This window comes from Brevibacillus fortis (assembly GCF_003013395.1).
GTDB lineage: Bacteria > Bacillota > Bacilli > Brevibacillales > Brevibacillaceae > Brevibacillus > Brevibacillus fortis.
Window position 1 is genome coordinate 1 of the sequence record NZ_PXZM01000004.1, and the last position, 22,652, is coordinate 22,652.

18 protein-coding genes and 1 pseudogene are annotated in these 22,652 nt (G+C 49.6%); 3 read left to right on the forward strand and 16 right to left on the reverse strand.

Annotated elements, in window-relative coordinates:
- Positions 1-505 precede the first annotated feature (505 nt).
- The 7 genes from nagA to C7R93_RS05020 form a co-directional block, all read right to left on the reverse strand.
- Positions 506-1,675: an N-acetylglucosamine-6-phosphate deacetylase gene (gene nagA / locus C7R93_RS04990; protein ID WP_106837781.1), complete on the reverse strand. Its 1,170-nt coding sequence runs from the start codon at positions 1,673-1,675 to the stop codon at positions 506-508.
- A 54-nt stretch (positions 1,676-1,729) separates the two neighbouring features.
- The gene (locus tag C7R93_RS04995) at positions 1,730-2,800 is read right to left on the reverse strand and encodes an NAD(P)H-dependent flavin oxidoreductase (RefSeq protein WP_106837782.1); all 1,071 of its coding nucleotides are present in this window, start codon (positions 2,798-2,800) and stop codon (positions 1,730-1,732) included.
- 16 nt (positions 2,801-2,816) lie between these two features.
- Positions 2,817-3,854: a VOC family protein gene (locus C7R93_RS05000; RefSeq protein ID WP_106837783.1), complete on the reverse strand. Its 1,038-nt coding sequence runs from the start codon at positions 3,852-3,854 to the stop codon at positions 2,817-2,819.
- Between the two features lie 205 nt (positions 3,855-4,059).
- Complete coding sequence (locus C7R93_RS05005) at positions 4,060-5,091, reverse strand: FecCD family ABC transporter permease (protein WP_106837784.1); 1,032 nt, start codon at positions 5,089-5,091, stop codon at positions 4,060-4,062.
- A 2-nt stretch (positions 5,092-5,093) separates the two neighbouring features.
- A complete protein-coding gene (locus C7R93_RS05010; protein ID WP_106837785.1) occupies positions 5,094-6,149 on the reverse strand; it encodes a FecCD family ABC transporter permease in 1,056 nt (351 codons plus the stop codon).
- A 129-nt stretch (positions 6,150-6,278) separates the two neighbouring features.
- Positions 6,279-7,859 (reverse strand): AraC family transcriptional regulator, encoded by a 1,581-nt coding sequence (locus C7R93_RS05015; protein WP_106837786.1) that lies wholly within the window; start codon positions 7,857-7,859, stop codon positions 6,279-6,281.
- A gap of 129 nt (positions 7,860-7,988) precedes the next feature.
- Positions 7,989-8,963 (reverse strand): ABC transporter substrate-binding protein, encoded by a 975-nt coding sequence (locus C7R93_RS05020; protein WP_106837787.1) that lies wholly within the window; start codon positions 8,961-8,963, stop codon positions 7,989-7,991.
- Between the two features lie 285 nt (positions 8,964-9,248).
- On the opposite strand from C7R93_RS05020, the gene C7R93_RS05025 reads away from it, so the two are divergent.
- Together C7R93_RS05025 and C7R93_RS05030 are read left to right on the forward strand one after the other, a co-directional pair.
- Positions 9,249-10,235, forward strand: coding sequence for an ABC transporter substrate-binding protein (locus tag C7R93_RS05025; RefSeq protein ID WP_106837788.1), 987 nt, complete (start codon positions 9,249-9,251; stop codon positions 10,233-10,235).
- A gap of 127 nt (positions 10,236-10,362) precedes the next feature.
- Positions 10,363-12,009 (forward strand): AraC family transcriptional regulator, encoded by a 1,647-nt coding sequence (locus C7R93_RS05030; RefSeq protein WP_106837789.1) that lies wholly within the window; start codon positions 10,363-10,365, stop codon positions 12,007-12,009.
- A 47-nt stretch (positions 12,010-12,056) separates the two neighbouring features.
- Here C7R93_RS05030 and C7R93_RS05035 read toward each other — a convergent pair whose 3' ends face one another.
- From C7R93_RS05035 to C7R93_RS05065, 7 genes and pseudogenes are all read right to left on the reverse strand, one after another.
- Positions 12,057-12,848, reverse strand: coding sequence for a DeoR/GlpR family DNA-binding transcription regulator (locus C7R93_RS05035; protein ID WP_106837790.1), 792 nt, complete (start codon positions 12,846-12,848; stop codon positions 12,057-12,059).
- A gap of 25 nt (positions 12,849-12,873) precedes the next feature.
- Positions 12,874-14,039 (reverse strand): annotated as a pseudogene (locus tag C7R93_RS05040) (saccharopine dehydrogenase family protein).
- A gap of 23 nt (positions 14,040-14,062) precedes the next feature.
- The gene (gene phnW, locus C7R93_RS05045) at positions 14,063-15,178 is read right to left on the reverse strand and encodes a 2-aminoethylphosphonate--pyruvate transaminase (RefSeq protein WP_106837791.1); all 1,116 of its coding nucleotides are present in this window, start codon (positions 15,176-15,178) and stop codon (positions 14,063-14,065) included.
- The gene (gene phnX, locus C7R93_RS05050) at positions 15,175-15,969 is read right to left on the reverse strand and encodes a phosphonoacetaldehyde hydrolase (protein WP_106837792.1); all 795 of its coding nucleotides are present in this window, start codon (positions 15,967-15,969) and stop codon (positions 15,175-15,177) included. The genes phnW and phnX overlap by 4 nt, the downstream gene beginning before the upstream one ends.
- Complete coding sequence (locus C7R93_RS05055) at positions 15,966-17,681, reverse strand: putative 2-aminoethylphosphonate ABC transporter permease subunit (protein WP_106837793.1); 1,716 nt, start codon at positions 17,679-17,681, stop codon at positions 15,966-15,968. The genes phnX and C7R93_RS05055 overlap by 4 nt, the downstream gene beginning before the upstream one ends.
- A 5-nt stretch (positions 17,682-17,686) precedes the next feature.
- Positions 17,687-18,736 carry a putative 2-aminoethylphosphonate ABC transporter ATP-binding protein gene (locus C7R93_RS05060; protein ID WP_106837794.1) on the reverse strand — a complete coding sequence of 350 codons (1,050 nt, stop codon included), beginning with the start codon at positions 18,734-18,736 and terminating at the stop codon, positions 17,687-17,689.
- A 17-nt stretch (positions 18,737-18,753) separates the two neighbouring features.
- Entirely contained in the window at positions 18,754-19,830 is a 1,077-nt protein-coding gene (locus tag C7R93_RS05065; protein ID WP_106837795.1) for a putative 2-aminoethylphosphonate ABC transporter substrate-binding protein, read from the reverse strand.
- Between the two features lie 245 nt (positions 19,831-20,075).
- Here C7R93_RS05065 and C7R93_RS05070 point away from each other — a divergent pair, with 245 nt between their 5' ends.
- On the forward strand, positions 20,076-20,546 hold the full coding sequence (locus C7R93_RS05070) for a pentapeptide repeat-containing protein (RefSeq protein WP_106837796.1): 471 nt from the start codon (positions 20,076-20,078) through the stop codon (positions 20,544-20,546).
- A gap of 84 nt (positions 20,547-20,630) precedes the next feature.
- Here the strand turns inward: C7R93_RS05070 and C7R93_RS05075 are convergent, their stop codons facing one another.
- Entirely contained in the window at positions 20,631-21,323 is a 693-nt protein-coding gene (locus C7R93_RS05075; RefSeq protein WP_106834217.1) for an aspartate/glutamate racemase family protein, read from the reverse strand.
- Positions 21,324-21,329: 6 nt separating this feature from the next.
- Entirely contained in the window at positions 21,330-22,217 is an 888-nt protein-coding gene (locus C7R93_RS05080) for a sugar nucleotide-binding protein (RefSeq protein ID WP_106837797.1), read from the reverse strand.
- Between the last annotated feature and the right edge of the window lie 435 nt (positions 22,218-22,652).

The following is a 22,652-nucleotide window of genomic DNA, read 5'->3' on the forward strand; positions in this document are numbered from 1 at the left end:
ATTTCCAGTCTACGCTTCGGCCTCCGCCCCGCAAGGGTGGGAAGACTGTCCGCTTCGGAATGAATGGCGGGAGCGCTTCAAACGTAGATAGTTTCGAAGAAGTGTCTCATAAGTGAAGCTGAAATTCCCCTCCATTCATTCCTACGCTGGGTCGGGCTCCAGAGGCGCTTGGACTGGAAATGCACTTCTTCCCACGCGGCTTTTGTTAACAACATTTTGAAAGGTCATCCTGGAAGAAAGGCGTTATGAAAGCTCTTCCTGAGTTGACCATCATGAACGGTGTAAACCAGGCAGAAGACAATAGCTGTACGGAAGTCCTGTCACATGTTTGGAAGGAGACCGCCCGAACGAAGAGAGGATATAGGCGACTGGAAAACATGTGGCAGGGCTTCGCCCCGACCACTACCGCTAGAAAACATCCTTTTGGAATTTAACTGATTATTAGCCCTTACGCAAAAAAAGCAATCCAAGAGCGATCTTGGACTGCTTTGTTCTATCTAATAAACTATTTTGACTGGTGATAAACCTCTTTACCACCAACGAAAGTCATCGCCACGTCAAACTGTTCATTCAAAACGGTGATATCCGCATCGTAGCCAGCTGCTAGACGTCCTTTTCGCTCGCCCACTCCGACGATGCTTGCTGGGGTATGAGATGCCATTTCCACTGCATCTGGCAAAGCGACACCGCTCAGCGTCACCATATTGCCGACCGCCCGATTCAGCGTAAGGATACTTCCGGCAAGTGTCCCATCTGCGAGCTTCGCCTGATTGTCGTGGACGTGAACCTCTTGTCCACCAAGGTCGTAGGTCCCTTCGCCCATCGCGGCTGCCCGCATGGAATCGCTGACGAGCGCGAGACGTTCAGCCGTTTTGACCCGATACAAAATCTTCATGACTGCTGGATGCACATGGATGCCATCTGCGATCAGCTCTGTACTCAACTGCTCATGGTACATCGCGGCGCCAACTACGCCCGGCTCCCGATGATGCAGCCCTGTCATGGCATTGAAGCAGTGCGTAAAATGGCGCACGCCCGCATCTACAGCCTCCGTCGCTTGGGAAAACGTAGCTCCTGTATGACCAGCAGATACGATGACATCGCGTTCTTTTAACCAAGCAATCGCTTCAAGTGCTTCCGGCTGCTCAGGCGCAATCGTCACGACCTTGATCAGACCTTCTGACAGCCCGTATAGCTTTTGCACCGCCTCGAGCTTAGGTATCGCGATGTTTTCTTCCTTTTGCGCTCCCTTGTAACGAGGGTTGATCCACGGGCCTTCCAGATGGATGCCGATCGCTTGTGCCCCCGGAAGCCCTTTCCTGCTGTTTTGCGCGATGTTTACCAGCACCTGCTCCAGTTGATCATAAGGAGCCGTCATCGTCGTCGCCAAAAAAGACGTCACCCCATGCCGCGCGAGTGCGGTCGAGATAGCCTGAAGTGATTCCGGCGTTCCGTCCATCGTGTCGTATCCATCAATCCCATGCATGTGCATATCGACGAATCCAGGGCAAATCCAGCCATCCTCTACCGTAACCACATGATCTGGCAACGCTTTTCCATAGCCATCAGCACGGCCAGCATAGGTGATCGTTCCCTTTACCACGACTACGAGACCATTATTTATTTCCTGTCCATCTGCGACAAGGTTCCCCTTGATAGCGTATTCCTGGTTCAATTTGATTTCCTCCGTCTTTGGCGTGGCTTTCGTAGCGAACTTAATCTACTGGGGTTACCCCAGATTGCTGCAAATTCTCGTCGTCTCCGCTGCCAGCTTTTCAACGAGCTCACTCGCGCTGATTTCCTGGCTGAGTGGAGCAGCCTGCCCTGCCCACATCGACATGTACGCACGTTGCTGCTGCTTGCCCGCTGCGGCGCGAATGTCTTTGGTCAGGGCATTTTGTACCGGATAGGTCGGGAGCTCGTGATCAAGTGGGGCGAGTGTTGTCATGAACGCATTTTGAATACCCCTTGCCCATTTTCCTGAGAAAGCACGTGTCATTACAATGGACTCTTCGCTCGTTTCCAAAATGGCTTTCTTGTGCAGGGCATGTGCTCCGCTCTCCTTGCACGTCAGAAAAGCCGTTCCGAGTTGTGCCGCCTGTGCCCCGAGCGCAAGTGCTGCTGCGATCCCTCGCCCATCCATAATCCCGCCAGCCGCGATTACAGGAATCTTGACCCGATCCACGATTTGCGGGACGAGCGCCATTGTGCCAATCATATTGCTTGATGAATCCGGCAAAAAGGAACCACGGTGCCCGCCTGCCTCGCTGCCTTGGGCGGCAATCATATCGACTCCGCTCGCTTCCAATGCAATCGCTTCGCGAACGGTCGTCGCTGTTCCGATGACAGTGATTCCCCGCTGCTTCAACTCTGCCATCAAGCGATGATCGAGAACACCAAAGGTAAAGCTGAAAAGGGCAGGCTGTTCCTCCAAGACGACAGCCATCTGCTCGGCAAACGGCTCTGTAAATTGCGTCACCTGCGGGTTGTGCGGGATGCCCAATCGATCTCGCACATCATTCATTGCCTGGGCAATTCCATCTGCGATCGGCTGGTCGGCAGCGAAATCTTCCGGGATAAACAGATTCACCCCAAACGGTTTGTCCGTTAACTCACGAATGGACTTGATCGCCTCACGAATCTGCTCAGGAGACATATAGGCCGCACCGAGCGTTCCGAGTCCTCCTGCTTCTGAGACAGCGGCTACCAATGCAGGCGTGGTCGCACCCCCTGCCATCGGCGCCTGTATAATCGGCCATTTCAAATGTAAACGCGAAGTGATAGGATTGTTTGTCCACATGATATTTTCCACTCCTCTATATTTGTTTACTAGTTGATTGGTCGTCGTTGCGAATCCATTCAAGAAACTGAGCCAACACCCGGGCAGTTAACCCCCAGATGACACGCCCGTCTACCTCGTAAAACAAATGCTCGACTGTCCCTTTTCGCCACGGATATCGCTTGCCACCCGGGATCAGATGATAAGGAAAATCTTCTTCAGGCTCGGTCATGACAGAGGAAAGATACTTCGCTGGTTGCGTAGTCAACAGACGATCGAGCGGAAGGATAAAGACCTCTCCGACCTCGTCTGGATTTGGCTTCATGTCTGGAATTCCTTCCACGTATCCAATAAAGGGCGTAATAATCGAGGAGCCTGGCCCAATCACCTGATCCAGCTCGCCTACAAAATGAATCTGCTCAAGTGGAATACCCAGCTCCTCGCTTGTTTCCCTAGCAGCCGTCGCCCAACGGGATTCGTCACTCTTCTCAGCTCGTCCTCCTGGAAAACAAACCTCGTTCGCCTGTCGCCGCATGGTACTGGCTCTTTTTTCAAATAAAATGCCCAGCTGGTTGTCAGCCATTGTCACGAGTGGAAGCAAGACACTGTATGCGCCACTCGTCCTAGATTCACGTTCTAGCAATCTCTTGGAAATCTCCTTGATGGCAGGAGCAAGGGAAGCTGCTCCTGATTCCTGTGGCAAGTACTGGGAGACCTCGATCAAATTATGGTCCGGATCACGCAAATACACCGAACGTATCGGCCCGATAGCCCCTGTTTTTTTAACAGGCCCTTCCACCAAATGGACGCCGCATTCATGTATATGCCGGATGACTTGTTCGAGTGGACGCGATGTGACCAGACAGAGATCAGCGGAGCCGGCGACTGGATGCATCGCTTTTGGCTCCCATTCTTGTCCGATTTGATGCAAATTGATTTTTTGATGACCGAAATGCAAGGCCCTCCTGCCGTCGCCAAAGGTAACAGCCTTCATACCCAGGACTGTTTCGTAAAAGTGACAGGTAGCTTCGATGTTTTTTACCGTCAAAACCAAGTGGTCTAATCGATCGATCATATGCCTTTACTCCTTCTCGTCCCGATACATGCTTATGCTGTTATTATAGCAAACACAAGGTGGTTGCTTCTTCTCCCCATTGTCCTTCAACATTTCCCTCTTTTCAATTCCCAAATTGCCTGATCCACACTTGGCCCTATACGAAAACGAGCGTCTCCCTCGTAACTAGACGGGAAAACGCTCGCCATATCGACAACTTGCGAAACTATGCTTTTGAACGTGCCAACAAGTACAAGAAATACGGAGCACCGATAACGGCTACAACGATACCAGTCGGAATCTCTGACGGTTGCATGATCCAGCGTCCGATGGTATCAGCCACGATGACCAATAACGCACCCGCCAGCGCTGATGTAGGCAAAAGCATCTCATGCTTTGGCCCCACTAGTCTGCGGGCCAAATGCGGACCGATCAACCCAACAAAACCGATGCCTCCACTTACTGCCACGCAGGAAGCGGCTAGCCCGACTGCGGCACCCAGCAATTTCAATTGCTCTTTGGCAACGGGTGCACCCAAGCCTTTTGCCAACTCTTCCCCCAAATTGAGCACGTTCATAACACGTGCTTTGTAAAAGACATACGGGAGTAAAATCGCGATCCAGGGCAAGAGCGAAAGAACGAACTTCCAGTTGGTCCCCCAGATACTACCGGCGAGCCAAGTCGCCACAAACTGGTACTTGTCCGGACTGAGCTTCAGCGTCAGTACGATCATCGCGGCACTCATCCCAGCCGCTACGGCAATCCCCGTCAATATGATACGGGTCGGAGACAGCCCCTTGTGTCTTTTATAAGACAATGCAAAGATCAGCGCTGCAGTCACGCTGGCTCCAAGCAAAGCCAACACTGGCAGCAGAAAAACAGGTGCCGCAGACGTTGATGGATAAAACGATATGAACAGCATCACCATCAAGCCAGCACCAGCGTTGATCCCTAAAATACCAGGTTCGGCCAATGCATTGCGGGAAATCCCTTGAATAATACACCCCGATACGGCAAGTCCTGCCCCGATCAGGAGAGAAATAACAATCCGCGGCAAGCGGAATTCGAACAAGATCAGGTTTTGTTTGTCCGTTCCAGAACCGATCAGCGTCATAAGCAGATCACTTGGTGACAATCGTATGTAGCCTGTATTCATACTGATGATAAACGCGATGGAAATGAGGATAGCGAGTATCGTCATGACCGCAAAAGCTTTATTTCTTTTGCGGGCTTGGTAATGGGAAACCATTTGCTGCATCATTACATCTCCCTTCTTTCTTTACGCGCCAAGTAAAGGAAGAACGGTACACCGATTAGCGCAATAAGTGCCCCTAACGGCGTCTCATACGGTGGATTTACCATTCTCGCTGCCAAATCGGCGAATACGACGAGCAAGCTGCCCAAAATGGCTGAACAAGGAATGATCCATCGATAATCGACTCCAACCAAAAAGCGGGTCAAATGTGGAACGATCAATCCAACAAAGCCTACAGCCCCAACAACGGCGACTGCTGATCCAGCCAAAATCAGAACGATGATCATACCGGCCAGTTTCACTAACGCCGTGCGCTGCCCCAAGCCTTTCGCAACATCTTCGCCAAGACTGAGCATCGTGATGGAACGCGACAACATCATGGCCCCTATAAGGGCTGCGAGAATCCATGGAAACATGACTTCCAGCTGAAACCATTTGGTTCCCGCCACACCGCCTGCATACCAGAAGGCCAAATCTTGTCCAATTTTAAAGTAAAGGGCAATCCCTTCGCTTAACGCAGACAAAAGCGCGGTCAATGCGGCACCCGCCAATACGAGGCGTACCGGAGTCAAGCCTCCTTTAGCCAATGACCCAATGCCATACACCATACCTGCCCCAACGCCAGCACCCAAAAAGCTGTAGAGAATCAGGTACATGAACGGAAGACCTGGGAAAAATGCAAAACATAATGCCAAAACAAACCCGGCACCTGCGTTCAAGCCAAGCAGTCCGGAATCTGCCAGCGGGTTGCGTGTCATCCCTTGCATGATGGCACCTGCAACAGCAAGGCTGGCCCCGACCATTGCGCCGCCGAGCAAGCGTGGCAAACGAATCTCCTGAATAATCTGGTGTTGCGTACTATCGGGATTAAATTGAAAAATAGCTTCCCATACGACTGCGAAGTGGATGTCGGCTGCTCCAAATGACACAGACAAAAACATCCCCAGAATTAATGCAAAAACCCCGCCCGTTAAAATCAGCGTCGCTGCCCAAGGACGAGAGCGAAAATGAACCGGCTTTCCGTTATTCCCCTCTTTCAGGGAATGTGCGTGTTGACTCATACTTGCCACCTTTTTTCGTTAGTATGGAGCTGAGTTGTATTTGTGATACTGATTCTTATTATCATATTGAATTTTAGGCGATGCATGAAAACAGTGTCAATGGACAATCACGAGTCATGCTTTGTACTTTTAGGCTAACACTTTAAGGACATCATCGACCTTTTTTCCGTTGGCGATCACGCCGTGATTCATCCAGGTCATGAAATCCACCTGGTACGCCCGCTTATTTTGCACCGCAGGAAGAGATTGCCACACGGGATGAGTGAGCTGTAGCTGCTCTGCGCCTTGCTTCCCCTGGTGCCATTTATCAAATGAGAAAAAAATATGATCCGCATCGAGCGTAGACAACTCCTCCCACGATACCCCTTCCCTCGCCTGCTTGGCAAATTGTTTTTTGACAAGCAAATGCGGCTCCATTTCAAGGTCTTGAAACAACACCTGTGATGTGTAGTTTTTCTCTACGAGGATGTGATCTGCCGAAATGCGCAAGAAGGCAACCTTCTGCCCTTTGAGACTGCGGCCAAGGGTATTTTTGGCAGCACTCACTTTTTGCTCATACTGCTCAATTAACCCCTCTGCCCGCTCACTTCTGCCCAAACGATCACCGAGTGTACGCAATGTTTTTCGCCATTCAGGACCGAACTGCCGAATCACGCATGTATGAGCAATCTGCGCGCATTGTTCATACAAGTCGGCCTTCCAGCCTGTACACTCCCGAAGCATGATGACATCTGGGGCTCCACTGGACAAAAGCCGCACGTTATCAGTAAGCACGTCATACGTCGGTACGTCGTGCAAGCCCAAATAGTCCTGCCGCCCCCAATATGTATGCGCCCATTGAATCACAGGGCGAATGCCAAGTGCCAGCAAATAATCTTCCATATAGAGCGATACAACCCGCAAATCATCCCGATGGATGTTGCGATATTTGCCAGGTGCTAGCCCTACGCTCTGCTTAAATCGGCGGTTGAAATAATACTCGCTGTTGAATCCGACGTTTTGCCCGATCTCGTTGATCCGGTCCCCTGTTATGAGCAGGAGTTGCTTCGCCCGATTGATCCGCAGTTGATGAATGTAATCGAGCGGTATTTCTCCCGTCATTTCCTTGAAGAGCTGCGTATAACGCCAACGTGGAACATTCGCTTCCTGTGCTAGCTGGTCTACGGTCAGCGGCTCTTGATAGTGCTCCTCTACATACGCAACCGAACGTTCAACAGCTCTCCTCGGGTCCAAGCTTATTTTGCCTGGCACATTTTGCTTGGCCAAAACACATAGCAATTCCTCAAACCGCACGTGGTTATAAAATCGTTGCAATGCCTCGGTGGCATCGCGATGCTTGTAAATCTCCGCAATCGATTCAACGACACGTGAAAACGGCGTGCAGGTCAACTCCCCTGTACAGAAAAAAGCCTCGGCACTCGGAGTTCCCATGTGGACGACACGAAAAGTCAAATAAAAATAGTCGAGAACGTGACTCGTGCAACGGATTCGAACGTTCTGACGCGGAGCTGCAATCCAGCAACGCTCCCGAGTGAATCGATATGTCGATGATTCGATTTCAATGAACCCTTCTCCGTCTGTTGCTACAATCATCGTGTAGTCTTCCGTCTCTTGATAGTCCTGCCATCTTTCCACATTTACTTTATGGATGGCCGTCATTGCAACGAATGATGGTGGAGATAGCTTGGCCCCTGCTGTTTCGTTATTCATCTCCCTCACCCTTATCGTGAGAATGATTATCATTTAATATTATAATGAGTAAACATCCCGACGACAAGCTCCACACATAAAAAAGAAAGCGCATCTACCGAAGTGATGCGCTTTCTCTACTGATCTCGATTACTTTTCAAACGCTTTGACTAAGTCGTCTGCCTTCTTCATATTGGCCAGAATGGCACCGGATTGCCAATGCGTCCGCTCCATTGGGTAGACATGACCTTTTTTCACAGCGGGAACAGATTTCCAGATTGGGCTCTCCAAAATCTTGAGCGCATCCTTGTTTTCTTCAGAAGTCCACGTGCCGTTCGACGGGAACACAATGATATGGTCTGCATCGATAGCCGGGATGGCTTCTTCTGATAATACCACGTGCGTTTCTTGATTTTTGGCAGCTGAATACGGCGTAAGGCCCAGCTCCTTATAGAGCATGCCTGTGTAAACATTGCCATCTCCGAAGAGGGCCAAATTCGGCTTATTTCCCACATTCAAACGAATGACGGCCACTGTTTCATTGCCAATCGCCTTTTCAAGCTTTGCCTTGGTATCCGCTATTTTCGCATTGTACTTTTGGATCGCTTCGTCTGCTTTTTCTGGAACTCCTAGCACCTCGGCGATTTTCTTGAGTCTTCCAATCGTGTCGTTACGGAGTTCATCCGGCAGCTTGTACGTAGGGGCTACCTTGCTGAATTCCTCGTATTTCTTGGGATCAGCGTAGCCATCCACAATGATGATATCCGGATTGGCTGCTAGTAACGCTTCGATACTTCCTGTAATATCAAAAAGCGGCACGTCCAGCCCGAGATAATCCTGTTTGCCCCACGCCGGATGATACCACTGGACAACCGGTGTTACACCCAGTGCTGTCAAGAAGTCCTCCTGATAAATTGCGGCTACCCGCTGTGGTTTTACCGGAATCTCTACATCGCCATACGCGTCTTTAACCACCTTGGTTTTTGGAGCGGCGCTCTCTGTCGATGATTTCTGCTCAGTGGCTGTTGGCTCCGCCGCTTTTTCTGCACACGCAGTTAACACGAGCATCATGATCAATAATAATGCCATCCATGCCAATCCTGCATTTCGAACCGTTCTTACCATCTTTCTACCCTCTCTCGCATCTGTTGATGAATATAGAATTGATTCTCATTCTCACTTATTTGCATCCTGATCATATGTGTTTCCTCGCCATCTGACAATGCATTTTCTCCACTATTTTTTGTCCAAACGCAACAACTTTCCGGGCGAAATCCTTCCCTTTGTACAAAATCAATAATGACTATCTGTCATTTGTCCATTGAGCTGTTAGGCTACTTTCCCTATGATATCTGAGAATAATTATCATTAATATGAAACAGATTCAAACGACACTGGAGGAAATTAGGAATGAAACACATACGTAACATAGCTGGAATGCTAGGATTCTTCGCACTCGCTGGCAGTTTACTCATCGGATGCAGTCCATCTGCTTCGCAGGCAACTACCACTCCCACACATGCACAAGAAACAACCAGCACATCTGGCAGCACGGCAAGTCAAAAAAGCCTGACACGTCCATATACCGATTATCTCGGACATGCAGGCAACATCCCGGTCTCCCCTGCGCGAATCATCTATTCGGGGGAAACATTTGGCGATATGCTCGCGTTGGGCGTAAAGCCGATTGGGGGATTCGGGTACGCCAACCAAATCTTTGAAGACCAACTGCACGATGTCGAGAATGTCGGTTTTCCCATTAATCTCGAAAAGGTCCTGGAATTACAGCCTGACCTGATCATCAATGCAAACACCGAAGAAAAAGAATATGAACAGCTAGCCAAAATAGCCCCTACCGTCATTTTTGATACATTCGCGCCGTTAGAAGAGCGGATGACCCAGCTCGGTGATATGATTGGGAAACCCGAAGCAGCTACCAAATGGCTTGCCGATTACAAGCTCAAATCGGAGGAGATGTGGAAGAAGCTGAAGGAGTCTAGCATCATGAAAGAAGGAGAAACCGCCTCTGTCTTTACCTATTATCCGGGCGATCGGTTGTTTGTCATGGCAAGAACAGGGCTTTCCCAAGTCCTCTACGATACAAACGGATTCAAGCCCACTGCGCCCATTGCGGAAATACTCGATGCACAAAAAGGATTTGAACTCATTTCCGTGGAACGTTTGCCCGAAATAGCGGGAGATCGTATCTTTATTCTGAATACTGCGAGCGAGGAAGCTAAGAAATCAACGCAGGAGCTGCTAAAATCACGCATCTGGAAGGATCTTCCTGCTGTTAAAAATGGGTATGTCTACTTTATCGACATCGAAAAATCTAGCAGTGATGCGACAACTAGAGAATGGCTCCTGCAAAAGATTCCTGAAATCCTAGCGAAATAATCAATCATATCCGCCTGAATCGAACACGAGAAGCTTTTCAACAAGGATTGAAAAGCTTCTTTCTTTTGTATACGAATGATAGAATGGATGATAACGATTCTCACAGACAAAAAGGAGGGTACAACCGATGCCTCACTCCATACCATCTCATCCCCCGCTCGGTTCCCTTCATTTTCAGTTGTGTAAAGTAGAGCGGACAGCTAGTCCTTCACCCACTCATTTCCATACCCTGCTCATCTTCACAAAAGGTAATGGCAGCCTCCATATTTATGACCAAACGATTTCACCTTTGGCTGGAAAGTGTTTTTTCCTTTCACCGTCTACTCCTTTTGCTATCGAACCCTCGTACGATAGCGCGACTGATTGTTACCAAATCTCGTTTACCGTTATCCAGTTCGATGCAGACTATAGGCCCCTGCCGTACCCACACGCACTGTTTGATGGCCGTATCGAGCTGTCCGTTCACCCCTTTGCCCGGCTCTTGCGCTTATGCGACGCTTTGCTCTTGGGCAGATCAACTTCCACTGAAATGGACAGCTTTTGGCAGCAATTGCGGTTCCAGAAGCTACTCGGATTTTTACTTGAGCAAAATCTATCTCCTGACCATATCCCCAGTAAGAGCAAGGAGGTCGAGAAGAGCATTCGTTATATCCAGCAAAATTATCAAGAGAACATGACGGTCAAACAGTTGGCACAACTGGCCAATGTGCCGTCATGGCAGTACACATTGCTCTTTCGCCAGTTGACGGGTAAAAAGCCTTTGGAATATTTGACAGCGCTGCGCATTCATCATGCGAAAAAGCTCCTGAAAAGCTCAACCGATTCATTGCGGGACATCGCCTCGCAAGTTGGCTTCACTGATGAGTATTATTTCAATCGTCGCTTTCGAATGACGACCGGTTACACGCCAAGACAATATTCCAGGCTTACTCATCGCATGGAGCTCGTGCAGGACTGGACAGGGCATGAGGTAGAAATCCCACTTCAGCCACAACGCATCATTTATATTGGGGAGACGTTTAATGATTTGCTCGCGCTCCATGTTGAAAACATCGTCGGCGCGAATTTTACCTGGATGGAACGGACGATCTATCGAGACAGAGTAAGACACGTACAGGATATAGCCTTTCCCATTGACTATGACGATTTGACGATATTGAAGCCAGATCTGATCATTTTCGCGAACGCAGAAGAAGATAAATATAAGCAGATGAGCCTGATTGCCCCAACGCTCACGTTTAATTCATTTGCTTCGCTGGAGGAACGGTTGCATACACTGGGCGATTGGTTGGGGAAAAAGAACGAGGCGCGAGATTGGCTCAGGAAATACCACACAAATGCTGCTAGCATGTGGAATAAGCTCCGCTCCGAGCTCGTTCCTGGTGAGACTGCATCCGTCTTTATTCATGAGCATGGCGGGCGTCTGTTCGTAATGGGCACGTCGGGACTTTCCTCCGCCCTCTACCATCCAAACGGTTTTTCTCCTGGGGATAAAATTCAAGAAATACTGCAAGCTGGCTACGGCTTTATCGAAATTAGAGAGGAGGACATCCCCCTGTACGCTGGCGATCGGATCTTTATGCTGCTGTCCGAAGAACCCGTATCGCGTCAGGCTACCGCCACATTCATGCAAAGTGATAGGTGGCACAGTCTGCCTGCCGTTCAAAACGGCTATGTTTATTTTGTAGAAGCGCGAAAATGGAATTGCGGCGCTGCTCTTACCAGAGAGAAACTGCTTCATATGCTGCCATTATTGTTGCAGCATTCTTCCTGAAGCAAACAGGCCAGCTTCCCTGTCGTGGGGAATCGCTGGCCTGTTCACTACAACTCTTCTGCTACCATCCATGCTACATTTTTTGCTTGGAGTCCTTTGTTCCATTCCGCTGGTGCTGCCGTATCGCTGATCACGATGTCGACCTCTCCCAGGTCTGCGATCTTGCACAATGTGCTGACCCCGATCTTGGAATGGTCCGCTAGCACAATGCTTTCATTGGCATTTTCGATGAAACAACGGGCGAGCTCCGTACGATCCGGCTCATAGCAGGTCAAGCCTTTATGGAGCAGGATGCCGTCAGCTGCGATAAACGCCTTGTCCACATAAAATTGTTTCATCATCTTCTCTGCATAGGTCCCGCTTACCCGATGATGCTTGGCGCTCACCTTTCCACCCAGGAAGTAGATGTCTGCCGCAAGCATTCCATTGTTTTGGAACTCGATTAATCGATTCAGCGCCGTGATCGAGCTAGTGAGGATCGTCAAATCTTTTTTCGTCACGAGAAAGCTGATCATTTGCAAAGGCGTTGTCCCTTCATCGATGACAATGGTGTCGCTGTCTTGCACCAAGTCTGCTGCCAGCCGTCCAATCCGTTTCTTTTCTTCCGCTCGCAAGACTTCACGGGCAAAATGAGAGGGCTCGGAGCGCTCCACTGTCAGCTTTACTGCCCCGCCATATACGCGCTTCAGCTTCTTCTCCGCTTCCAGCTCTTCCAAATACCTGCGGATCGACTCAGACGATACTTGCAGCTTTTCGACCAGCTCATTGGTCCGTACCTTGCCATTGGAATTGATCAACTGCAAAATGATTTGCTTACGCTCTTCCCCGAACAACGACACGCCGAATGTCCCCCTATCTCGTACTTTACGTCAGATCGATCTTCTCTTCATGGATAAAAATCTGACGTTTTTCCAGCTCGCGAAAAATCACAGCCGGATCAAATGCTTCTTCTGGTGTTATGACGCCAGTAGCTTTTACGTTTCCTTTTGCGATCTGCTCAGTTGCAATCGCCAGCGGGATTCCTACGTTGCGGGTATAGGCGCGCAGCCCAGCCCAGTCAGCTACAGAACCGTCAGATGCCGGATGTGTATGGTACAGGACGTGGCGTACTTTGCGTCCGTCCTTGGTACCTGTTACCTCGACATGAAGAGAATACCCGTATAATTCCGTCTCTTTTCCCTCCCTAGAATTGTAGAGGTATTGGGAGATACAATCAAGGATTCCCACCTGGGTTTCCCCTACCGTGATGGGATCGTTCCGTAAAAAGCCATAATCATAGAGAGCTTTGACCAGCTCCATGTTTTGCTTCGGCCATGTTCCCCGCACCTCGATCAGCTTTACGCCTTTTGGAGACAGTGCCTGTGCGAGTGTCTTGGTCTCCGCATGAGGAATGATGTACTGAATCGTTTTTCCATACGGTGCGGGAAGCTCGATTTCGCGGGGGCGGGCAAACGGCGGCACTTGAATAAATTCGCCATTTTCATATACGACACGCCCTGGCAAGCCTGGATCATACTCATAGGTCGTCGTCTCTGTGATCGATTTGGAAAAGGCAATCGGACGAAAAGAACCGTGGCTGACGCGCACTTCGTCGACCTCATCGAGCTGGTTCGCTGCATGCATCGCCATCATTTGTGTGAGTCCTGGCGTCATGCCAAAGCCTGGGAGGCAGGTCTTTCCTTGCGCAAACGAAAGATTGCATCCGATGCGTTTTCTTCCCCGAAGCCGTTCAAATTGATACCATGGCAGCCAGCCTCGGCAATCGCAGCGGTAGACAGGCCGTTTAGCGTTATCGTGGTACCGTCCATGACAATATCGTATCCGCTCATTTTTTGGACTGTATCCGCATGATCACGTACATTTACTGGAACAAAATCTACGCGCGGATCGTTCAGCCACTCGACTACCTTGCGACCTTCCTCTTCATTAAAATCGCCGATCGTGATTTGCTCAAAATCCGAATGCATCACGAGATCGAGCACCGCTTCCCGACAAATATTTCCCGCTCCACCCAAGCAAAACACTTTCATCACCGTTGCCTCCTTATAGTCTACTAAAGCCAGAAACGATTGTTATCCACTGCGGCGAGCAATTTCTCCATATCCTCGGGGTAAACCTCTCCGATGTTGCCAATCCGAAACGTATCCGCTTGCGAGATTTTGCCCGGATAAATAACGAAGCCTGCCTGCTTTAGCCGCTCATACAGCTCTGCGAAGGTGAATGCGTCGCTCTCGGGATAATAAAAGGAAGTAATGAAGGGCGATTGCGATTCTTTTGGCAACAGGACGCGAAAGCCGATTCGCTCCATGCCTTCAGCGAGAAGCTGCTGATTTCGCTGGTAACGCTCGTACCGTTTTTCAACTCCGCCCTCTTCCTCAAGCTCTACCAACGCCTGATAAAACGCTCGCACGACATGAGTCGGAGAAGTATACCGCCACTTTCCGTTTTGCTGCTCCATCGTCTTCCACTGGCTGTACAAATCGAGGGACAACGTACGGGCAATCCCTTCGCATTGGAGGAGCGCAGACTTTTTGGCAATGACAAAGCCTACGCCAGGCACGCCTTGGATGCATTTATTTGCGCTGGAGATCAGGAAGTCGATCGATAGCTCTGCTACATCCAGCGGGATGCCACCGAAGCTGCTCATCGCGTCTACGATATAGACTTTTCCATACTTCTTGGCGACTTCACCGATTTCTTTGATGGGATTAAGCATGCCGGTAGTCGTTTCCGAATGCACAACAGCCACATGCGTAATCGTTGTATCTGCCGCAAGCCTCTGCTCCAATTCCTCTGCATCCGCTTTTGTCACTTCGCCAAAATCAATTACCTCTGTAGCGATTCCATAGACCTGTGCCATTTCCACGATCCGATCCCCGTATGCGCCATTCGTCAGGATGAGCAGCTTGCCGTCTGCGGGAATCGCACTGCTCACTACCGCTTCGACACAAAAGGTCCCGCTGCCTTGCATCAAAACACTCGTATACTCCTCTACCTGTGAGGTTGCCAATCGGACGAGCTTCTGGCGGATTGCCTGTACCAGTTCATTGTAATCACGATCCCACGTGCACCAGTCACGCAGCATTGCTTCGCGTACGGTCGGTGAAGTGGACAATGGTCCGGGGGTTAGTAACAAGTACGGATTGTCGGTTGGTCGTGTCTGATTCATGGTTTCTCTCCTCCTGCATGGCGCTTCTCGATCTTTTCCAGCACTTCATCCAAACGCCCGATCTCCTCGATGACATAGTGGGCGCCTGCCGCAGTCAATCGCTCCGTTGCGATAGCCAGCCTTTTATCCAGCTCTTCCTGTGGCATGCTCGTCACTTCCTCCAAGGACAGGCCCAGCTCGCTTCCACCCTTCAGGACGCCAACGGTCCACATCCCGGCATTTCTTCCTTCTTTCATATCACTCGTCGTATCGCCGACCTTGACCATATTGTTCATTGGATATACGTCCAGCAGGATCGCATTTTGATAGCACATCCATGGATACGGACGTCCAGAAGTCACTTCACTCGGGGTGACGAGTGCGTCCGGTTCGTAGCCCTGTTGTTTAGCCGATGCCGCTACGACATTCATCATTTCCCTTGTGTAGCCCGTAGTCGAACCGATCTTGATCCCTTGCTCGCGCAGTCGCCCTACCAGCTCCAACGCTCCCGGAACAGGGGTGGCGTACTCGTGCAGCGTCGCCATCAGCATCGGTTCGAAGTCAGCGTACAACTCGTCCACATCCGCTTCATTTGGGAGACGTCCGTAACGTTCTTGCCATAGCGCTGCTACCCGATCCATTTTGCACAAAGCCTGGATATGATCGCGCTTGAGCATCCCCATCGGTTCGCGAGCTTCTGCTGCTGTCAGCTCAATTCCTCGTTTTTTGAACACCTGTAAAAAGACAGCCAAAGGAGCGAAACATCCGTAATCGACCATTGTACCTGCCCAATCAAATACTACTGCTTTCATGCTTTATGCCACCTGCCCTTTCTCTTGGTAGGACCTTGTTGCCGCTTGCGAAGTCTGGATGCGATCCATTCTGCGCCAGCACGAGCGATAATGTTGAGGATAACGATCAATACCGACATCGCTGCTGCCGGAGCCACATCCCCGGCGTCATCCATGTTGACGATGGAGACAGAAGCCAGCTTGAAATCCGCTGCATACAGAAACACAACCGCCGAGATCGTCACCATCGAGTTGATGAAAAAGTACACCGCCATCTCGACAATCGCGGGCATACAGACGGGTATCGTGACTCGCCACAATAGCTTTGTCTGCGAGATCCCCATGGACTCTGCCGCTTGCTCGAACTCGGGATCGAGCTTTTTCAACGCACTCGTTGCTGTAATAAAGCCGACTGCGAAAAAATGAATAACGTTTGCCAAAATCAAAATCCAAATCGTCCCGTACATGCCGTGAAATGGATTCGACGGATTGTTGAAGAAGAAAATGTACGCTAGCCCGATGACCATTCCCGGCAATGCCAGCGGGAGAATCGACAGGAAGTATCCCACCTGACGAAGCCCTTTCCACACCTGCGACTTTTCAATCATGTAGGCAGTAATAAAGGTCACCGCCGTCCCAATCACTGCCGTCAGCAGTGCGACGAGAATGCTGTTCCACAGTGGCTCGATCCCTTCTCCTGCTACATTGGAAAAATCGTAATGATCCAAGCCGAAAGTCAGATTGTACGGCCATACTTTGATGAAAGAAGCCAGAACCACCGCAGCCATAAGAAGCAGCAAAAATCCGCTGACACTCGCACAAAGGATGAAATAAAACCAGTCGCGCAAACGATTCTTCTTGATTCGATACGGTTTGGACTTGGCTGTTATGGCCGCGTGTTGTTTGCGCTCAACAATCCGGTCCACGACAAACGCCACGACAGCCGGAATGATCAAAAGCAGCCCAACTGTTGCTCCCATCGTCATATTTTGCTGACCAATGACCTGCTTGTAGACGTCTGTCGCCAGTACGGAAAACTGTCCGCCGACAACCTTTGGCGCTCCAAAGTCAGTAAACGAGAGAGTGAAACAAACGAAGCAGGCACTGACGATACCGTATTTCACGCTAGGCAGCGTCACTGCAAAAAACTTGCGCCCATGGTTAGCCCCGAGCGTATCCGCCGCTTCGTACAGCTGATAGTCGGCAAAAGCAAGGGAAACAGCGAGAATTAAATACGCTTGAGGGAAAACATAGACGATCTCTGCCAAAATAATTCCCACTGGGCCATACAGATCGATGTCCCATTGAAACGGGAGCAACCCGAAGATCCCCGTTGTCACTAGCCCCTGATTCCCAAAAAGGTAGGTCAGCGCGATGCCGTGCATCATCGTGGGTGCAAACAGCGGCAGTAGCGCGATCGCCCGAAAGACTCGTTTTCCGCGAATCCCGCTGCGCGTCAAGGCATAGGCGAACAGAAAAGCAAGTGTGACTGCGATCAGCGTCGTCATCGCTGAAATGTACAAGGTGTTATTCAGCGACCCTGCCAGTGCCGGGGTGGAAAAGTACGTAACGAAATTGTCCAGGCCGATGAACTGACCGTTCTTGTTATAGAATGCTTTGGAAAATAGCTGGCCAAGTGGCAACAGAACACTCGCTGACAATCCAAGAACGACGAGAGCGATGAGCCACTTTTGCATGGCTTTTCCATCGAAGATCGATGTCATTTCCTTCATGCTGCTCACCCCTGTTCCTCTATGGCTGGCGCATGCTCAAAGGTCAGCAAATTCTCCAGCGGAAACTCCAGCCAAACCTTTTTGCCTCGGGCAATTCCAAGTCTTTGTGCCTCAGCCGCTATTAAATCGATTGTCAGAAGCTCTTTTTTTATCTGGCCTTCCTCTTGCCATTCCAGAAAGATTCGGTAAAAAGCACCGCGAAATTCTATCTCGGAAATAGTCGCAGGTATGGCGCATTCGGACTCGTTCTGCAAAAGCCGCACATGCTCTGGTCTGATCGCAAGTAAGCGATTCTGATCAGATTGCGCATTCTCGAAGCGGCTGTACTCAAAAAAGTTGATCGCTCCGATAAAATCAGCAACAAACGGAGTGGCTGGGGTGTTATAGATCTCCTCGGGCGTTCCTACCTGAACGACCTCGCCGTGATCCATCACGACGATCTTGTCTGCCATGGTCAATGCCTCATCCTGATCATGGGTGACCATCACCGTCGTCATCCCGTACTGCTCATGCAAACGCCGAATCTCCCGGCGCAGCTTTTGTCTTACTTTTGCATCCAATGCGGATAGTGGTTCATCTAAAAGCAGGACATCCGGCGATAGTGCAATCGCTCGCGCCAAGGCAATCCGTTGCTGCTGACCGCCTGAGAGCTGGCTGGGATATTTGGCGGCGGCATGAGTCAAATCAACCATGTCCAGCGCCTCTTCTACTTTGGCTGCGATCTCTTTTTTCCCCAGCTTCTTTTCTTGCAGGCCAAAGGCAATATTTTCGGCAGCCGTCAAATTGGGAAACAATGCGTACGACTGGAACATCATCGCAATGTTTCGTTTCGCTGGTGGCAGGGAAGTAATCTCCCTGCCTCCCAAGATCATCTTGCCTGTCGTCGGCTGCTCCAATCCAGCCAGCATTCTCAGTAATGTCGTTTTACCGCAGCCACTGGGACCGAGCAGACAAACAAATTCATTTTTGTCAATTTCGATGGAAATGTGCTCCAATGCGGCAAACAAACCAAAGCGTTTACTGACCCCTTGAATGGATAGATAGGATTGTTTCATGCTGTTCTCCTCGCTGCTTACTTAGGTTCACTCTTGGTCGCGTAGCGTTTTTCCCACTCACCCAAGATGTTGTCACGATTTTGTGCGGCTTGATTCAGGTCGAGCTTGATTAATTGCTTGATTGGATCTACTGCGTAGCCTTCCGGGAGTGTCGCGCCTTCTTGCTTGACGCTTACGATGGCGAAGTTCTGGTTATAGGCTTTCATGACTTCATCCGAGATGGCCCAGTCCAAGAACAGCTTGGCTTCTGGCTTGATCTCACTCTTTTTGATCAAGGCATTCGCCTCTACATCCCAACCCGAGCCTTCTGTTGGAAAGACGACTTCAACGGGGGCGCCTTTTTTCTTCTCGGTAATCGAACGGTAACCAAAGGAAATGCCGATTGGATATTCGCCCGATGCTGCCATTTTCGCTGGCTTCGATCCGGAATGCGTGTAGATCGCCATATTTTCATGCAGCTTGTCGAGGTACGCCCAGCCTTCTTGCTCCCCTTTCAGTTGCATGATTCCGTTAATCGTCAAAAGCCCAGTTCCAGAAGACGCTGGATTTGGCATCACGATCAATCCTTTGTACTCCGGCTTGATCAGGTCTTCGTATGAGCGCGGGATGGGCAAATTGCGTTTTTCCAGCTCCTTGGTATTGACCGCAATAGCTGTCTCCCACGCATCGATTCCTACCCAGCTTGCAGGTTCCTTGGAATCCTTAAACTCCGGGGACACTCTCTCGATTCCTTTCGGCGAATAGCCTTCGAGCATGCCTTGTTGTTCGAGTACAAGCAGGCTTGTCGCTGCCGTTCCCCATACGACGTCTGCTTGGGGATTGTCTTTTTCCGCCAGTAGCTTTGCTGTGATGATCCCTGTAGAATCACGGACGATGCTTACCTTTACATCCGGATATTTCGCTTTGAAGGTTTCCAAATACGTTTTGATCTGGTCATCCTCCAGTGCCGTATAAACAGTAATCTCTCCTGAGGCGGTTGTACTTTCCGTTGCGGAAGATTGTGTGTTTGATTGTGATTGTGGTGATTGTCCACATCCTGCTAAAAACGCGATTGATAGAACGGAAGCAAGTAAAGGATAATGCCATTTTCTCATGAGAACCTCTCCTCTTTGCGGAATGTTCATTTCCTGATTCCTACGACACCAATCTTACGGGGAAAATATTAAGCGGATGTGAACGCAACGTTAATTGAATGTTTTTATGTGTGTTTAGTTGTTTTTAATTGGTTTTAAGAAATCTCTTGGGGAGAGTAGAGAACACAACTGGGTAATAAAGGAAAAACATGGCGTATGTCGAAGTTACAAATGCCTCAATTTTTAATGCGAAGGGGGATATGAGAATGAACCTGAAGGCGGAACCGCGGGACTTGCGAATGGCGGATATATCAGGGTCTAAATGGCAGGAGGTCAGAGCTGAGGAGCTTACTATTGATAATGTCAGCTTGGCAAAGACCAAAATCAACAACGTAAATATGAGTCAAATGACTTTGAATGATGTGAATATGAGTGGAAGTAAAATCTCCAACGCAAACTTGTCGGGCTTAGGCATTCAGCATGCTAATTTTAGCCACGCTGTTATTGATCAGGCACATTTGTTTGGAACAGAGTTTCATAACGTGGTTCTTCCGAATGAGGGAGACGCGAATTATAATCCCGATGGGCAGTATAAACCGGTAAGCTTTCACAGCTGTAACCTAACTCGTGGGCAATTCAGAAATTGTGATTTATCCAATGTGGAGATAACGGATTGCGACATTACTGGTTTGAAAATAAACGGTATCTTGATCTCGGATTTACTCAAGGACAAATAACGGACATGCACGTTTGTACAAAAAAAAGACTCAGTCATCCAAGTAGAAAATGGGATGAACTCAGTCTTTTATTTTTCCTATCATCTACTGCAAAGCAGCCTCCACAGCAGCCTCTGCATGAATCGCAGTCGTATCAAATACCGGAACGGTGCAATCTTCGGCTGTGATCAACAGACCGATTTCCGTACAACCGAGGATGACTGCCTCAGCACCTTCCTTGACCAATCGCTCAATGATCGCCTGGTAGGTACGTTTGGATTCCTCGCGAATGGTTCCGACGCATAGTTCATGATAAATGATGTCATGGACGAGTTTTCGCTCTTCTTCATCCGGCAGCAGTACCTCTAATCCGTGTACATCACGCAGCCGCCCTGTGTAGAACTCCTGCTCCATCGTAAATCGAGTCGCGAGCAGTGCCACTCGTTTATGCCCGTGGTTCGTGATCGCTTGGGCTGTCGCATCCGCAATATGAAGAAACGGCAGGCTGGTCGCTTCTTCGATGGCATACGCCAGTTTGTGCATCGTATTTGTACAGAGAACGATCAAGTCGGCGCCTGCCGCTTCCAGACTTTTCGCCGCACTCGCCATCCGCTCGCCTGCTTCTTCCCATCGTCCTTCTCGTTGCATTTCTTCGATCTCCGCAAAATCAACAGAATACATAATGCTTTTCGCCGAATGCAAACCGCCCAGCCTCTCCTTAACGGTTTCATTGATCAAACGGTAGTAGACCAAGGAGGACTCCCAGCTCATGCCGCCAATTAATCCGATTGTTTTCATTGTTTTCTACTCTCCTTTGTCGCTATCGATGCCATTTGCGTTTTCCCATCCCGCCTGACGAAAACGGGTCTGTAGCCGTTCATGCGCCTTTTTCGTATTCAATGAAGTATCCATTGGTACTCCTCGTTCTTGCGCATCCGCTTCTGTTAACAAGGTTTCTTTTACACCATCTGCATTCAGCCCTAATGCCAGAGCCATCTTTTTGTAAAAGGAATAATAACTCTCTTTCTTTGCAGGACCGAGATGAAGCGTTCCGAGGTAAGAGCCGTGTAGCAGTTCGTGAATGGCATTCCCCACGTCTTCCACATGGACAAACGTCTTGTACAAATTGCCTGATCGGCTTACTTCTGTGCCAGCTTTCAGGTCTGCACACATCGAAGCGACGCGTTTATCCCATTTCCCAGCCGCATTTCGACCATAAATCGGCCCCACTCGCACGATGACATGGTTGGGATGCCGCTCGCGAATGCGTGCTTCTCCTCGTATTTTGGCATTCGAATAAGTAGCTAACGGGTTTCTCTCATCTAATGGCTCAGGCGGATCTTCTTCCCGATAAGAGCCTGTTCCTTTTCCGAAAATACCATCTGTGGAGATGAAGATCAATTTGCTCTTTTCTGGCAGCAGAGAAAGCAGAGCATCCAAGCCGTTTTCTATTAGCGCTCGTTCATCTGTTGCACTCATCAACGCCCAAATGACAACATGTGGTGAAAATTCTTGCAGAATCGGTGAAAAAGAAGGAGTATCTGTCACATCGATTTGGAGCAGATGACCAGCAGCTGGTGCCGAAAAGCATGTACCCATTAGTTCAAGGGAATCATCCCGCAAAAGCTCCTGATAGATTTGACTTCCCAAGTAGCCGCTTGCCCCGAGTAACAAAACGCGACGTTTCTCCATGGCATGTCCCCCTACCTTGTCTATCATTTCTAATATGATCCAATATACCACTCACTTCCTTTTTCGGCGACGCTAAAATTGAGTCGAGTCTCCTAGACCACTCGTCCATTTCCTTGTACTTTTTTAGCCCATCCAGTTGTTTTGTAATCGTTTTCTGCTTTCACTTTCTCCAGCTCTGAAGCACTCATGACCGCCACAGCTATATTGTTTGCCAACAGTTTGTTTTAGTCGATGAAGCTCCCCTCTCGAGACCACTTCATCCAGACCTTTAGCTGAGTCACATTTCGGATTCAGCTCTCTCTTTAACTTCCCTCACCGGAGCTCCTGCCAATCACATTTGAATCGCCAGCTTCTTGACTTCTACGGGGTTACTCACTCTAGTAGTCAATGCAAAAACACCTACAAAATTGTCCCCATATCATACGACATGGTTGC